11 protein-coding genes and 2 pseudogenes are annotated in these 14,219 nt (G+C 72.5%); 6 read left to right on the top strand and 7 right to left on the bottom strand.

The genetic code is table 11. The features are described from left to right. Positions 1 to 35: 35 nt before the first annotated feature. Together GQF42_RS40720 and GQF42_RS46435 are read left to right on the top strand one after the other, a co-directional pair. Positions 36 to 1,187: an erythromycin esterase family protein gene (locus tag GQF42_RS40720; RefSeq protein WP_158928463.1), complete on the top strand. Its 1,152-nt coding sequence runs from the start codon at positions 36 to 38 to the stop codon at positions 1,185 to 1,187. 125 nt (positions 1,188 to 1,312) lie between these two features. Beyond that, positions 1,313 to 1,564 (top strand): annotated as a pseudogene (locus GQF42_RS46435) (ACT domain-containing protein); the annotation flags it as partial. On the opposite strand, the gene GQF42_RS40710 reads toward GQF42_RS46435, so the two are convergent. The 4 genes from GQF42_RS40710 to GQF42_RS40700 all read right to left on the bottom strand — a co-directional run bounded on the left by GQF42_RS40710 (position 1,529) and on the right by GQF42_RS40700 (position 6,973). Next, positions 1,529 to 2,743 (bottom strand): lanthionine synthetase LanC family protein, encoded by a 1,215-nt coding sequence (locus GQF42_RS40710; RefSeq protein ID WP_158928461.1) that lies wholly within the window; start codon positions 2,741 to 2,743, stop codon positions 1,529 to 1,531. The pseudogene GQF42_RS46435 and the gene GQF42_RS40710 overlap by 36 nt on opposite strands. Before the next feature lie 223 nt (positions 2,744 to 2,966). Then, positions 2,967 to 3,137, bottom strand: coding sequence for a hypothetical protein (locus GQF42_RS45200; protein WP_199272971.1), 171 nt, complete (start codon positions 3,135 to 3,137; stop codon positions 2,967 to 2,969). Beyond that, complete coding sequence (locus GQF42_RS40705; protein WP_158928459.1) at positions 3,091 to 6,009, bottom strand: lantibiotic dehydratase; 2,919 nt, start codon at positions 6,007 to 6,009, stop codon at positions 3,091 to 3,093. Before GQF42_RS40705 ends, GQF42_RS45200 begins: the two co-directional genes overlap by 47 nt. A 1-nt stretch (position 6,010) precedes the next feature. Further along, positions 6,011 to 6,973, bottom strand: a complete 963-nt coding sequence (locus GQF42_RS40700) for a thiopeptide-type bacteriocin biosynthesis protein (RefSeq protein WP_158928457.1) — start codon at positions 6,971 to 6,973, stop codon at positions 6,011 to 6,013. Positions 6,974 to 7,310: 337 nt separating this feature from the next. Between GQF42_RS40700 and GQF42_RS40695 the strand changes: the two genes are divergently transcribed. Beyond that, entirely contained in the window at positions 7,311 to 8,009 is a 699-nt protein-coding gene (locus GQF42_RS40695; protein ID WP_233273651.1) for an LmeA family phospholipid-binding protein, read from the top strand. Between the two features lie 666 nt (positions 8,010 to 8,675). Here the strand turns inward: GQF42_RS40695 and GQF42_RS40690 are convergent. Continuing rightward, positions 8,676 to 9,740, bottom strand: a complete 1,065-nt coding sequence (locus tag GQF42_RS40690) for a cobalamin-independent methionine synthase II family protein (protein ID WP_158928453.1) — start codon at positions 9,738 to 9,740, stop codon at positions 8,676 to 8,678. 193 nt (positions 9,741 to 9,933) lie between these two features. Here GQF42_RS40690 and GQF42_RS40685 point away from each other — a divergent pair, with 193 nt between their 5' ends. Together GQF42_RS40685 and GQF42_RS40680 are read left to right on the top strand one after the other, a co-directional pair. After that, complete coding sequence (locus tag GQF42_RS40685) at positions 9,934 to 10,926, top strand: MerR family transcriptional regulator (protein ID WP_325100417.1); 993 nt, start codon at positions 9,934 to 9,936, stop codon at positions 10,924 to 10,926. 15 nt (positions 10,927 to 10,941) lie between these two features. Further along, positions 10,942 to 11,586, top strand: a complete 645-nt coding sequence (locus GQF42_RS40680; RefSeq protein ID WP_158928451.1) for an FMN-binding negative transcriptional regulator — start codon at positions 10,942 to 10,944, stop codon at positions 11,584 to 11,586. On the opposite strand, the gene GQF42_RS40675 is transcribed toward GQF42_RS40680, so the two are convergent. Together GQF42_RS40675 and GQF42_RS40670 are read right to left on the bottom strand one after the other, a co-directional pair. Further along, positions 11,568 to 12,032 carry a GNAT family N-acetyltransferase gene (locus GQF42_RS40675; RefSeq protein ID WP_158928449.1) on the bottom strand — a complete coding sequence of 155 codons (465 nt, stop codon included), beginning with the start codon at positions 12,030 to 12,032 and terminating at the stop codon, positions 11,568 to 11,570. The genes GQF42_RS40680 and GQF42_RS40675 overlap by 19 nt on opposite strands. 10 nt (positions 12,033 to 12,042) lie before the next feature. After that, a pseudogene (locus GQF42_RS40670) lies at positions 12,043 to 12,696 on the bottom strand (alpha/beta fold hydrolase). A gap of 288 nt (positions 12,697 to 12,984) precedes the next feature. On the opposite strand from GQF42_RS40670, the gene GQF42_RS40665 reads away from it, so the two are divergent. Then, complete coding sequence (locus GQF42_RS40665) at positions 12,985 to 13,710, top strand: hypothetical protein (RefSeq protein WP_158928447.1); 726 nt, start codon at positions 12,985 to 12,987, stop codon at positions 13,708 to 13,710. Positions 13,711 to 14,219 lie beyond the last annotated feature (509 nt).

The raw sequence follows: 14,219 nt of genomic DNA, 5'->3' as shown, positions 1-14,219 counted from the left end.
TCTCAATCGACATATCAAGGATACGATTGAGGTCCATGACTCAGGACATCCGCGACTTCCTCACTCCGTCATGCGACCTCCTGGCCCTGGGTGAGCCGACCCACCAGGAACCGGCCTTCGGGCGGGTGCGCAACGAACTGTTCGCCCAGCTGGTCGAGTGCGGTTTCCGGTCCGTGGCCCTGGAGACCGACCGCGTGGCCGCGCTCGCCGTGAACGACTACGTCCAGGGGGGATCCGGCGACCTCGACGCCGTGATGAGCGAGGGCTTCTCGCACGGCTGGGGGGCACTGGCACCCAACCGGCGACTGATCGCCTGGATGCGGGCCCACAACGAGCACCGGTCGGCGCGGGAACGGCTGACCTTCCACGGCTTCGACGCCCCGACGGAGAACTACAGCGCACCCAGCCCGCGCCACTGTCTCGAACACGCCCGCGCCTACCTGGGACTGGACGTGGACATCACCGGCCTCGCCGGCGACGACGAGCGGTGGAGCCGCACGGAGGCGGTCATGGACCCGGCCATGTCGCCCGGGGCCACGCCCGAGGCCGAGCAGCTGCGTCTGATCGCGAACGACATGCTCACCTCGCTCGACTCCCGCGCTCCCGAACTGATCGCTGCCACCTCGCGCGAGCGGTGGCGCAGAGCCAGGACACACCTCACCGCCGGCCTCGGCCTGCTGCGTTACCACCATCAGTCGGCGACGCAACCCGTCGACCCCGGACCCCGGATCACGGCTCTGATGGCCACCCGGGACGCCCTCATGGCCCAGAACCTGCTGGACGTCCGGGACATCGAGGCGGAGCGGGGCGCCACCCTGGTCTTCGCCCACAACGTCCATCTGCAAGGCGCCCCGAGCACATGGCGCCTGGGCGACGTGAGCGCCGACTGGCGGGGAGCCGGCGCCATCGTGGCGCCCCTGCTCGGCGAGCGGTACCGGTTCGTGGCCGGCAGCCTGGGACGCAGCGAGGCCCTCGGCCTCCAGGATCCGGGCCCGGACACCTATGAGGGTGCTCTCCAGGGCCGTTTTCCCACCTGGGGCCTGGCGGCGGTCGCCACACTCTCCCCCGCCCGCACGCGCACCGACACCACTGCGCAGCAGGGCTACTTCCCCCTCGACCAGGCGGCCCTGGACACGGCCCACGCCGTCCTGCACCTCGCGGACGGCACTGCTGCCGCATGCCCGTGACGCCCGCTCGGACCCGTACCGCGGGTCCGTGCCCGGCGGGACCGGTCTGCGCGGACTGCTCAGCGGCAGACCTCCGGAGCCGAATCCGGGCCGCTTTGTCTTGACGGTGGCGGAATCCGGGCCGCTTTGTCTTGACGGTGGCGGAGGGCGACGTACCGTCCGACGGCACTGCGGTGGTGACCGCCGCCGAGCAGGAGGGCCTCACCCCTGTGGTGCCACAGGCACAGGCGGACGCCACAGGGCCGGCGTACGGGCGCTCCGAACGGGCGCCCCCAACTTCCTGCGGCGGCCGGGGCAGGACACCTCCTGAGCCACACCGCCCTCCTGAGTCACGCCGTTCCTCAGCGCAGCCCGAGACAGGGCAGCCACGTCCGTGAGGCGCCCTGTCCCGCGGTGAGCAGGGCACACAGCGAGCCGGCCGCTCCGCCGAGGAGTCCCATGGCCTCCTCGCCGAGGCCGTGCAGTTCGGGCAGGCGCTGCAGCAGGTGGTCCAGCAGCCGCGCCTTCAGCGTATCTGCCCCGGGCAGGCCGGCGTGGCGACCGAAGGCGTCGGCCACCGCCAGCACGCCCGCCGCGCCGTGGCACAGGGCCAGGACATCGGCCGGGCGGTCACCGAAGAGGTGGAAGGTCTCGTCGTAGTGTTCGGCGAGCGTGGTGAAGGCGCCCGCGGCCCAGGCGGCCGCTCCCTGGTCGCCCAGTGCGTCCGCCGCGTCCCACAGCGCCCACGACACCCCGGGCGTCCCGTAGCACCAGGCCTGGCGGGCGCGTGGCCCGGTGGGCGGCGGGCCCTCGAGTCCGGCACCGTCCCAGGTGCGGATGGCGCGGGAGTCGTCGAAGGACTGCCGGGCCAGCCACCGCGTGGCGTGGCGCAGGGCGCGGGTCAGGTCGGGGCGTGGGCCCAGGCGGCGGACCGTGGCGGTGAGCGCGGCGACGACTCCGGCCACGCCATGTCCCATGCCGGTGTTGACGCGCCCGTCCAGCCAGTCCAGATGTGGATGGCCGGCATAGCCCGCCGTGCGCAGCCGTGGCAGGTCCTCGGCATCGCACAACGCCGCAACGTGTCCGGCGAACGGCTCGAGTTGGGCCGGCGTCGGACGGGCGTCGACGCACAGCGCGAGCAGGGTGCCGCAGGGCCCGATGATCAGGTCGTAGTCGGCGAAGGTCACGCCGTCACGGCGCGGGCCGCGCGTCGGCGCGATGCGCACCAGCCGGTCGCGCAACCGGTCGGCGGCCACGTGCAGTTGAGGGTGGAGCCGGGCGCCCAGACGCAGGCCCACCAGGGTTCCGGCCAGCCCTCCGTCGTACAGGGCGGGATGACCCGGGCCGCGGCCTGCCGAGCGGGCCCACACGGCCACCGCGCGGGCCGCCGTCGCGGCGCCTGCCTGCTCCCCCACGTCGTGCAGCAGGGCCGCCAGCGCGGGCACGCCGGGGTCGCAGGGGTGCTCGGCGGCCACGGCACCGTCACGCGCCCTGGCGGACCAGGCGTCCAGGAGCCGGCCCGCGAGTGCGGTGACGGCGGAACGGGTGTGCTCGGCGTGGTGGGTGCCCTGCGGCATGGCGCCTCCTCGGGAGTGCGGAACGACGGCTCCTTCGGGGCGCAGAGCCACAAGCCAAGAGCCGGTCGGCGTCCCGCCCGGGCGGGATCGGAGGGGTCGGGCGGGACGCCGGTACCGCGGTCCCGGGTCACGAGCGCTCGCAACCCAGGACCGTCACAAGGGGGTCGAGAGCCTCGCTCGGCATGACCCGAGGCCGTTGCGGGAGCGGTCTACTGACGGTTCGTCAGCACACGACGCCGCTGCAGACCACCACCGTGTCGCAGACGATGACCGTGCACACGCCGCTACAACCGCCGGTGTCGGCCTCCGCAGACGGCAGAGTGCTCTCGGTGATCCGTGTCTCCAGGTCACCGATGAGGGCGTCGAGGTCGCTGAGTTGCATGATTTCGGGCATTGCTGTCCTCCTTCAGGGGACGGGATGGATGTGCGCCGCCTCGGTGACGGCCCGCCGCCGACGGGCGCGCCCCGGGGACGTCTGTGGCGCCGCGCAGTGCGGCGGCGGCGAGCGCCGCGAGTTCTCCGGCGCTCTGCTCGTGCGGAAGTCTCAGCAGCAACTGGGCGGCCACGGCCGCACCTTCGTGCAGCGGGTCACGGAGCAGCAGTTGCCCGGGGGCGGGGAGCATCTCCTCCACCACCAGTTCCGGGCCTGGCTGGTGCGCGCAGATCCGCTCCAGTTGGTGCAGGGCGGTCAGCGACTCGAAGTCCACGGGGACCGGCTTCGCCCGGGGTACGGCTCGTACGAACGCGAAGCGGGGCAGCCCGGCGCCGAGTCGCAGGGCGCCGAGCGCACGCGCCTTGGCCAGGTCGCCGTCGCCCGGCCGCCACAGGCGGGTGCGCGGCACCCGCCACACGGCGGGGCTGACGACGAGGTCCCCGCCGACGGTCACCCGGGGCAGGCGCTCGGCGCCGGGAAGCGCCTCGATCGTGCCGTCCAGGCGCATCACTCGTGAGGCGGCCGGGTGGCCTGCGGCCATCAGCAGCCGCACCAGGACGTCGTAGGGAGGCAGCGGAGATCGGGTGGCGTGGTGGACGGGCAGGATGCGCCGGCCGTCGGCCTCGGCGATCACCTGCGCTCCGTGCCGGCGGAGCGTGATGCGGTCCAGGGCCAGGTAGCGGGCGGACGAGCCGGCCGGCCCCTGGTACGGGGCGGGGTCCGGGTCGCCGGTCCACCACTCGGTGACGACGGGGCGGCGTACGGCGTTGGCGGCACGCTCGGCCAGCGGGGGCACCAGCAGCTCCACGAACCGTGCGCCCGTCAGCCGCTCCACACCGCTGAGGAAGGCCCGGTAGCCGGTGGGGTTCGCATAGCCGCCGAACAGGGTGTGCAGTGCGTCCGCGAACCGGGCGTCGAGGATGCCCGCGGGCGAGGCCGTCTCCAGCACCGCGACCGGCCCGGGGCCCGGCAGCGGACGTAACAGGCAGTCCAGCGGCCAGGGCGGCAGCGCCGTCCGGGCCGGTGGCGCGCCGAGACCGTCCAGCAGTTCGTCGTCCAGGTCCACCTGTTCCTCGCCGGTGTGCGCGGCCAGGTGGGCCAGCAGCAGGGCGTAGCCGGAGTCCGTGGTCTCGGCGGGGTGCCAGCCGGTGTACCTGCGAGGGGTCTGCGGCGAGGGCGGCGGGCAGCTGCCGTCCGGCAGGTTGCGGGCGAGGATCTCGCCCAGGGGGCGCGGCCGTTCGTCCAGTGCCGCGAGTTCCGGGGCCGGCGCACGCGTGCGTGTGGCCGGGATCCGGTCCGCTTCCTGCAGCCGGGCCACGCGGGCGGCGATCCGCAGCCCCCGCTGCACCCGGTCGACCGCCTCGCGGGGCACGGCGGCCGAGACGGTGCGGTACGAGTCGATGAACCAGGCGCCGGAACCGCCGGTGTGCGCGGCGGCGGCGCAGTCGCCGCGCGGCACCGGCGCGTCGGCGCCATGGTCGTGGCCCGGTGGGGGCATGCGGGCCGCTGCGGCGGCGTCACGGTCGCGCCCCGGCGAGGGGGCTGAGCCGACTGCGGCGGACCGGCCGCCGCTCGGCGCTGCGGCGCCGGTGGCACCGCCGTGGCGGGCGACGACGTCACCGTCGTGAGCGCGCAGGGCGGCACCGCGTTGTGCGGCCGGTGTCGGGGCGGGGCGGGGAAGGACGTTGCGCTCCAGTACCTGCCGTGCGGGCAGCCATGCCGTGCTGCGGCGGCGCGGGGCCGCGCAGACCTGGAGTACGCCGAGTTCGACCAGGTGGGCGAGGAAGCCGCGCAGCACGGCCGGGCCCGGGTCGGCCGCGCGGATCGCGGCCGTGCCGAGCAGTGCCGCCTCGACGTCTCCCAACGTGCGTGGCCCATCGGCCAGTTGGGCGAGTACGGCGTCCAGTGGCCGGGTGCGCCGGAGGACGACCTGCCGCATTCTGCCGCGCTGGTGCTGGTCGATGACCCAGCACCGCAGCACGCCCGTGCCCGTCTGCGTGGCGTCGCCCGCGGGGTCGAGGAAGTGCAGCGGCGCGGGGGCCACGAGGGTCGCGGGGGCGGAGGCCCTCAGGTCCAGGGCACCGAGCCGGCCACGCAGCAGATGGACGTTCTCGACGGCTTCTGCGGCCAGCGCTCCGAGTGTCGCCCCGGCCGGAAGGAGCCGCGATCCGTGGCCGTGGTGCGCAGCCGTCGGGGCGACCGGCAGCGGGACGACCTGGCCGGCCCAGCCGCGCGGGGTGGTCTTCGCCGCGGCCCGGCCCAGGGCCCGCCACAGGTACGCCCCGCGCTTGCGCAGCCGCTGCCCCTCCCAGGACTCGCCCTCGGCCAGCCGCCGGACGACGTCCGCGGGCACGCCCGGTGCCGCCTCCTGCAGGAACGCCCTCATGACCGGGCTGGTGCACACCAGCGCCCAGCCGAGCGCGCCCACCCGCGCGCGCTCGGCCGCGACCGTCCGCTCCACCTCGCGCAGGGCCTTTTCCGCCGACTCTGCCTCAGCGCACAGCAGGACGGCCTCGGGAGTGAGGTCCCGGGCGGCGGGTAGGCGCTCCAGCAGCCGGCAGCCCGCCGGACCCGGAGCCGCGCCGGAGTGCAACCGCCTGCGCAGGGCCAGGACGGCACGCCGGTCGGCGGCGGTCAGGCCGGGATGCGGTACGACGGTGGCGCCCAGGCGTTCGGCCAGTGCGCGGGCGCGTTCGGCGCGCCGCTCGCGGTCGCGGGTGTGCTCGGCGAGGCGGGCGAACAGGTCCGGGCTGCCCGCCTGCGTCCAGGCGGCCAAGGGCATCCCGGCCACTCTCAGCAGCGCGGTGCCGCCCAGCGTCGGGTCCTGGGCCATGTCAGAACCTTCCGTCGCCGGCGAGGGCGTGGGTCAGCAGGCTCTGCCGGGCGAGGGACAGCCGGCCACGGTTCCAGTGGAAGATCACGTAGTGGGCCGCGGCGCGGCGCGGGCCGACGATCGCCTCGCCGGACTCGAAGTACCCGGTGCGCCACCGCTCGGCGCACCGGCGCACCGCCTCCGCATGCGCCCGCACCGCCGACCGCTGCTCGTCCGGAAGCGGGGCCAGCAGCGCCCGGGGGCCGGCCCGCCAGGCGTCGAGGATGCCGAGGGCCGCCCGGCGGGTGTCCTCGTCCGGGATCGTGCCCAGCCTGCGACCGGTGTCGTCGCGCACCACCTCCCACACCCCTCGGTGCTCCCAGCCGACGACGCCCAGACCGTCGAGGAGTTCCCCCAGGAGCACCAGGGACAGCCGCCAGTCCGCGAGCGGCCCCGGACCGCCGTCCGCCGGGGTGGTGGTGTGCTGGTCGAGCCAGGCAAGGGAGTCCGCCGTGAACAGCTCGTGCACGAGCCGCATCGACAGCGGCCCGCCGAAGAGGTACGTCTCCGGTTCGTACGTCCCGCAGTGCGGCGCGGCGCTCTGTCCGTCGAGGTCGCCGAAGCGGCGGATCAGCTCCGCACGCAGCAGCCCGTGCCCGGCCCCGCGGGCCTCGAACCGTACCCGCAGCCCGGGAGGTTTGTGCATGAAGAAGAAGGAGCCCACCAGGTCCGCGGCGATCAGGGCGCGGGCCGTGTCCGCGATACGGCGGTACGTCTGTTGCCAGGCCGAGGGACCGGGCGAGAGATTGACCTGGACCCAGTTCGTTTCCGGCAGATTCACACGCAGCGCGGACAGCCCGGCCGTCAGAAAGGTGCGGCGGACCGCCGTATATGCGGGTTCCTCGGAGACGACCGGCACCGTGCCCAGAGAAATGTTCCGGGCATCCTGGAGACAATCGGCCAGCAAGCGTTCGACCTCCACCATGGTCCTTCCCTGGCAACCGACGAAAGTGCGCTCCTGTCATCGGAATTCCGCAATTCCTCCCACCTGAAAAACCGACGGCAATTTTTCATATGATCAACGGGGTTACGCCTGGTGCACATACGGCACATGCCACGCCCAAGGCGCACTCCCGCGCGTCCAACCGGGTGCATGGGAACCACGGGGTTGCCATCGGCCGATGCCCGTCGGCCGATGTCCACAGGGCTTTGTCCACAGGGCTGTTGTCCGGGCCGACGACCGTGCATGATCAGTCCGCGCACTGATCGTGTGCGGCACGGGGCCGGGACGACGGGGTGGGGTCGGTATGCAACGTCGATGGGTGAAATTCCTGGCGATCGCGGTCGTCGTGCCGGCCGTCCTGTTCACGGTCGCCGACCGCGTGTCCCTGCACTACGCGGACAAGGAGGCCGAACGGCTCGCCAAGGAGAAGTACCCCTACGGCAACACCACCGACAGCCACGTGGACGTGTCCATCGAGGGTTTCCCGTTCCTGACACAGGTGTTCAGCCAGGACTTCGGCCATGTCAGCCTCTCGGCCGGGCAGTTCACCGTCGACACCACGGCCAACGCGCAGGGCGGCTGTCTGCACGTCAAGCAGTTCCACCTCGACCTGCACGATGTGAAGGTGACGTCCCTGTCGGCCCGCAGCGCCGAGGCGAACATAGCCACCGGCACACTGACGCTGTCGTACGACGAACTGTCCGACGTGGTGACGCGGCTCGCCGGCAGCGGCGGGCCCCTGCGCGTGTCTCAGCCCCCCGGCTCGGCGGACCAGGCCGCCAAGCTCAGGATCACGGGGACAGTCGCCGGAAGACCGCTGGACAGCACGGGCACGCTCCTCGCCCAGGGCACCGAACTCGGCCTGACAGTTCCCGGAGCGGGGCAGTCGGCGTTCACCTGGCGCGTGCCGCTCCCGGACGGCGCGGGTTTCACCGCGGCACGCTCGACCGCGAACGGCGTCGAGATCAGCATGGTCGGCCACCAGGTCACTCTCGGCAGATCACGCTTCGAGCGATGAGCACCGGCGGCCGCCGCTGTGCCGGTACGCGGCAGGGCCCGGTGACGAAGTCGGGGACGACCGGAAGGAGGGGGAGCAGGCTCGTCCCCGCGTGAGGGCACGCTGCGCACCACCCAGCGGCCTGCCGACGCCGAACCGGCATGGCCGGCAGGGGGCTTCGGCACACGGTCGTCACTGCGTCGGGCCCACCGCAGCGCACGTACCGATCCGCACGCATGGCGGCAGCCGGCGGCCGAGGTGCGGCGTCCCGTCGGTACGTTCTTCAAGGCGCGCATCGAGCACCGCCTGGCCGGCGCCGCACTCAAGGCAACGCCTCGGCCGCACAGCGACGGCAGGTGGGACACGGGCCTGACCTCGGCGGTACGCGGCCGCACGGTTCTGCGCCCCGCCGCCGCGCCGGGCCGCCATCTGTTCCGCAGGTCGTTGCGCCAGGCCTTTGCCGACACCGTGGACGCGCTGGCCCCGGAGCGGAACGAGAACGGCCCGCACTCGACGGCTCAGGACTCCTGCCGGCTGCGCGACGAGTGCTGGACGCGGCGGCGGTTCCCCGACCCCCGGGACAGCCGGGTGATGGCCGCACTCCACGGCACGGCCATCCTGATCCGGGCTCGCAGAGGGCCGGACACGGTCGGTCGGCCACATCGGCCGGACGGACCGGGCGCGGCCTCAGATGCCGAGGGCCTCGATGGCGAGGGCGGTGCCCTCGACACGGGCGCGGATCTTGGCGAAGGCCGTGGCACGGGACGTGGAGGCGTCGTCGGCGAACGGGGCGAAGCCCGCGTCGTCGCAGGTGCCCAGCTGGTCCACGGGGATGTGCCTCGCCGCCCGCAGCACCCGGTCACGGACTTCGTCCGGCGTCTCGACACGCGGGTCGATCGGGTCGGTCACCCCGACGAAGACCCTGACGCCGGGGCGGAGGTGGTCGGCGATCAGGGTCAGGACCCGGTCCGGGTCGGACTCGCTCGCCAGTTGCAGATAGAAATTGCCCACCGTGAGCCAGAAGAGCCGGGGCAGCAGCTCGGCATAGTCGACGTCGAGGCTGTGCGTGGAGTCCTGGTCCGCGCCGGGCCCGCTGTAGACGCCGATCCGTGCCCGCTCGCTCTCGGTGAAGCGGGCCAGCACCTGGTTGTTCAGGGAGACCAGATCGTCCAGCAGCCTTCCGCCGGGATCCAGCTTGAGGCAGAGGCGGGCCTCGTCGAAGTCGAGCTGGACGACATGTGCACCCCCGTCCAGACAGGCACGGATCTCCGCCTCCGACTCGTCGGCCAGCTGGTGGAGGAACTCCTCGCGCGGGTACCCCGAGATCCCGGCGGCCGGGTAGAGCAGGCTCAGCATCGAGGGCGCGACGACGGCCTGCTTCACCGGCTTCCTGGTGTGCTGCTGAGCGGCCCGCAGGTACTGGTCTGCGGAGACCTTGTAGCGGAAGGGCCCGGAGGTCAGGGCGGGCAGCCGACGCTGGTGCCCGTCCGCGAAGGGGATCACGACACCGTCGGGGGAAAGCCCCGGCGAGCCCGCGAGGGGGTAGGTGACAAAGCTGGCCTTGGCCTGCTCACCATCGGTGACGACCGGAGACCCGGCCGCCTCCAGCTCCGTGATGGTGTCACGGACGGCCCGTTCCTGGATCTCCTTGAGCGCGGCTCCGTCCATCCGGCCCAACTGGAACTCGGCCATGGCGCTGAGCAGTTCGGGAGAACGCGGGAGGCTGCCGATGGGTTCGGTGGGGATCTTCATGGCGGCAGCCTAGGAAGCACACCGGCACGAACCAGCCCATAACACCTCCCGCACTCGCATGTCCACCCTCCCAGGGCACACCCGTCACACCGCGTTGACCTGGCGCTACGGTCGACGTCCGGTCCGCTCCGGGCCAGGCCCATACCTTCGGTCTTGACCTTGCCCCCGGGGACAAGGTTTAGCGTTGAGCGAGGTGAACGGCATGAAGATCAGTGAGCTGGCGCGTCGTGCAGATGTGACGACGAAAGCGGTGCGGTACTACGAGTCGCTGGGGTTGATCACACCCGGGCGCCTCGCCAACGGCTACCGGGACTACGACGAGGACGACGTACGCCTTGTGCGGGAGATCAGGGCTCTGCACCGACTGGGGATCCCCGTCGAGCGCACCCGGCCCTTCCTCGAGTGCCTGGCCGCCGGAAGCGCCTATGCGGACGACTGCCCTGCCTCGCTGGCGACCTATCGCGAAGCCGTGGACGAGCTGACGGAGCGCATCGAGGCCCTGACCGCCCGTCGCACCACGCTGATCGCCAACCTCAACGCCGCCGCGCGCCGGGGCAGCGCCGTCGTACCGCCCGCGGCGCACGGCGACGGCGAGGACTACCTCACACTCCCGGCGGACCTGCCCACCCCCGAGGACGACGGTGCGGCGGACCACCTGGCCGGTACCGCGATGCCCGCGCTCACCCTGCTCGACACGGCGGGGAGGGCGATCCGCCTGGACGCGCTCGGACCTCGTCGCACCGTCGTGTATGTCTACCCCCTCACCGGCCGTCCGGGGACGGACCTGCCGGAGGGCTGGAACTCCATCCCCGGAGCCCGCGGCTGCACGCCCGAGACATGCGGTTTCCGCGACCACTTCCAGGACCTCCTCGAAGCCGGCGCCGGCCGGGTGTACGGGCTGTCCAGCCAGGACTGCGGCTACCAGAACGAGGTCGTGGAACGCCTCGGCCTGCCCTTCGACATGCTCTCCGACCCCGCACTCGGCCTGGCCGGCAACCTGGGCCTGCCCACGTTCGAGGCCGACGGGATGCGTCTGTTCAAGCGGCTGACGCTGGTCGTCCGCGACGGCGTGATCGAGCACGTCTTCTATCCGGTCTTCCCGCCGAACGCGCACGCCGAGCAGGTTCTGAGCTGGCTGCGCGAGAACCCGCTCCGCGGCGGTGCCGCCACCGCACACTCCGACTGACCGAAAGGCCCATCCGTGTACGTTCCCAAGCCCTTCACGCCCGACGAGGCCGACGTCCGCGCACTGCTCACCCACCTCGGAGCCGCCGACCTGGTGACCATGACCCCGCAGGGCCTGCTGGCCACCCTCCTGCCCTTCGAGTACGACCCGGACACCGGTGAACACGGCGCCCTGATCGGACACATGGCGCGCGCGAACGGTCACTGGCGCGAGCCTGTGCAGGGCGAGGCCATGGTGATCGTCCATGGGCCGCAGGCCTATGTGTCGCCCACGTGGTACGCGACGAAGGCGGAGCATCATCGTGTGGTGCCGACCTGGAACTATGTGAGGGCACACGTGTACGGCCGGTTGGCCGTACACGACGATCCGGCCTGGATCGTGGCACAGATGCGGCGTCTCACCGACCGGCACGAGGCCGGCTCCGCCGAGCCCTGGTCCGTCGACCAGGCCCCGGCGAAGTTCCTCGAAGGCCAGCTGCGCGCGGTCGTCGGCGTCGAACTGGTCATCAGCCGGATCGAGGCCAAGGCCAAGCTCAGCCAGAACCAGCCCCGGCAGAACGTCGAAGGAGTCATAGCCGGCCTGGAGGCCCGCGGCCGGAGCGACGACGCCGCGGTCGCCGCCGCCGTACGCGCCCACAGCCGCTACGCCGACACGCCCTGACCGCCCGCAGCCGGCTCGCGGACCATGAACACGTCGACCGGGTCCTCGGACTCGACCGTGAAACCGTGCCGCTCGTACAGCCACCGGGCCTGACTGCCCCGCAGCACGTTGAGCCGGATGCGGACCCGCTCCCGGTCGCAGCGCGCCGTCAGCATCCTCAGCACGGCCGACCCGATGCCCCTGCGCTGGAGTGCCGGGTGCAGGTAGAAGTGCTCCAGCCAGTGGGCTTCCGGTGCCGCCCGCAGCGCCACGCAGCCGGCCAGGGCTCCGGCCGTCTCGATCACCCAGGTGTGCTCCGGGACGAATCCGTCGCGCAGCCGCTGCCGGACGCGGTGTTCGTCGTAGCGGCCCAAACGCTCCAGATCCGCTCTCAGCACCACGGCCCGCAGCGCGGCCACCGCCTCGACGTCCGCGGCCGACGCCTGCCGTATCCCCCAGTCGGCCATGACCGCGATGCTACAGCCCGCCCAGGAACGTCATGACGGCCGCCACGAACCGGTCCGCGTCGTCCAGCCAGGGGAAGTGTCCGGCACCCGGTTGTACGACGAGTTCGGCGTGCGGGAACAGGCCGGCGAACTCGGCCGCGGCGGGCACAGGCGCGCCCGGGTCGACCTCCCCGGCGACCACCACCGCGGGCTTGCGGTAGCGGCGAGCGCCCTGCGCGTGGTGTCCGGGTCGAAGGCACCCCGCGCGCCGAAAGCCGCCACGACCGCCAGGTTCAGCTGTTCGTCCTCCGCAGCCTTGTGCGCCCGGGCCGCCTCGTCCCAACGCCCGCATGAGAGGAGAGCGATGGCCTGGAAGTTCTCCGCCGTGGCCGCACCCGCTCCGATGGCCTGCAGCGCCGCGAACTTCGTCGCGAACCACGGTTCCTCCCGGCTTCCACATCGGCGACCATGCGGTCACACCGGCAGGAGGAGATGTCCCCGGACATGGCGGAGCCACCGGTGCCCCCCAGGTCCAGTCGGATCAGTGTGCGGTGCGCGGACAGTCAGCCCAGGTCACCGAGGTGGCTGACGGCCGGGGCCCGCCGGGCGGACACACCGTGGGCGTGCCGTCCCCGGAGGCCCGGTAGGCGAGTCCGGTGCCGTCGTAGGAGGTGGGAGTTCCCATGGCAGGCATGGTGCGGACCTCTTTGCGCCGCGGCCATCGGTTATGGCGCGCCGCCGAATGACTCGCGCATTCACCCCGAGGCGGGGTCGGCACAGCACATGAATAACCTGAACGGCCCGTGCGGCACATCTTGTCGGCACGCAACGCACAGGGTTCACTCAGCAGAAAACATGCCGACCCACCCGTATCATCCATGTGTTGTGCGCCCTGAAGCGCAACTTCCGCTCCCCGCCTGCCGCAAGCGGCCGCGAGGAACCGGCGTTTTCACCGTCAGGAATGGAGACACAGATGTCGGAGAACACCACACCCGTCACCCAGTTGACCTCGCAGTACGTCAACCAGGTGACCGGTGACCTCGAACGCAACGTCAAGGAGCAGGACCGCATCACGGCCGAAATCTCCGCCCTGCAGGAGCAGTTGGCCGGTCTGCAGCACGACCACACCGTTCTGGTGAGCATGCAGCAGGCGCTCGGGGTCGCGGCCCCGGCCGGCACACCTGCCGTCACCGAAGGCGCCGTGGTGCCTGCGCCGCGCAAGACGCCCACCGTACTCACCAGCACGCAGCAGCCGCCTAAGAAGGCGGCCGAACAGGAGGCCGAGTCCAGGAAGAGCCCTGCCAGGAAGCCCGCGACGAAGAGGGCCGACGCGAAGACGTCCGACGCGGAGAAGTCCGACGCGAAGAAGTCCGTGGCGAAGAAGTCCGTGGCGAAGAAGGCGGCCCCGCAGGCGGGTCAGCCCACCCTCGTCGAGCTCGTCCGGCGCCACCTGGCGGAGCAGAAGGAGCCGCGCTCCGCTGCGGAGGTCTCCGAGGCGCTCGGCAAGGCACACCCTGCGCGAGAGATCCAGACCAAGGTCATCCGCACCACGCTGGAGAACCTCGTGGCCCGGAACAACGCCCAGCGCACCAAGCAGGGCACGTCCGTCTTCTACACCGTTCCCAGCGCTTCCGCGGAGTCGACGCCGGCACCGGGTGCCGCACGCAAGGAGGAGAGCGGACCTGACGCCGCGCAGTAGGCCATGGCCCCGGCGCCGCCGTTCTGACCGTGCCGCCGGGGCGTCGAAGGAGGTCTCAGGCTGCTCAGGGCCGGTTTCGGGCACCGACGGCGACGGATGTCTGCGGAGTTCCGGATAGGGGCCGGCGGGCCGCGGGCGGGAGTTGGTGCACCTCTGCCGGAGGTCGCAGTGTCGGCGTGTCCCGGGGCGGGTGTCGCCGCGTCCCGGGCCGGGGGGTATGTCCCGGGGGGTGCCGTCGTCGCGTCCCGGGGAGTCTCGGCGCGACTCGGGCGGCGATCGGTGCCTCTGAGGGCGGGTGCCTCTGTGTCCCGGGCACGAGCCGGGGCGTCGGTGTCAAGTTCCCGGTGCCTGGTCGGCGCCAGGCGTGCAACCGGTGTCATGCGCGGGGCGATTGCTCATGCGCGCCCCGTGGAACAGCCCGCCGAGGCGAGCGCGACCGACCAGGCAGCAACTCCGTGTCGCCGCCGCCACGCAAGACCCACTGCCCGCTGCGGGTCCATGCCCGGGCG

The sequence above is a fragment of the Streptomyces broussonetiae genome, from assembly GCF_009796285.1.
Classification (GTDB): domain Bacteria; phylum Actinomycetota; class Actinomycetes; order Streptomycetales; family Streptomycetaceae; genus Streptomyces; species Streptomyces broussonetiae.
This window is presented reverse-complemented; position numbering and strand designations above follow the sequence as displayed.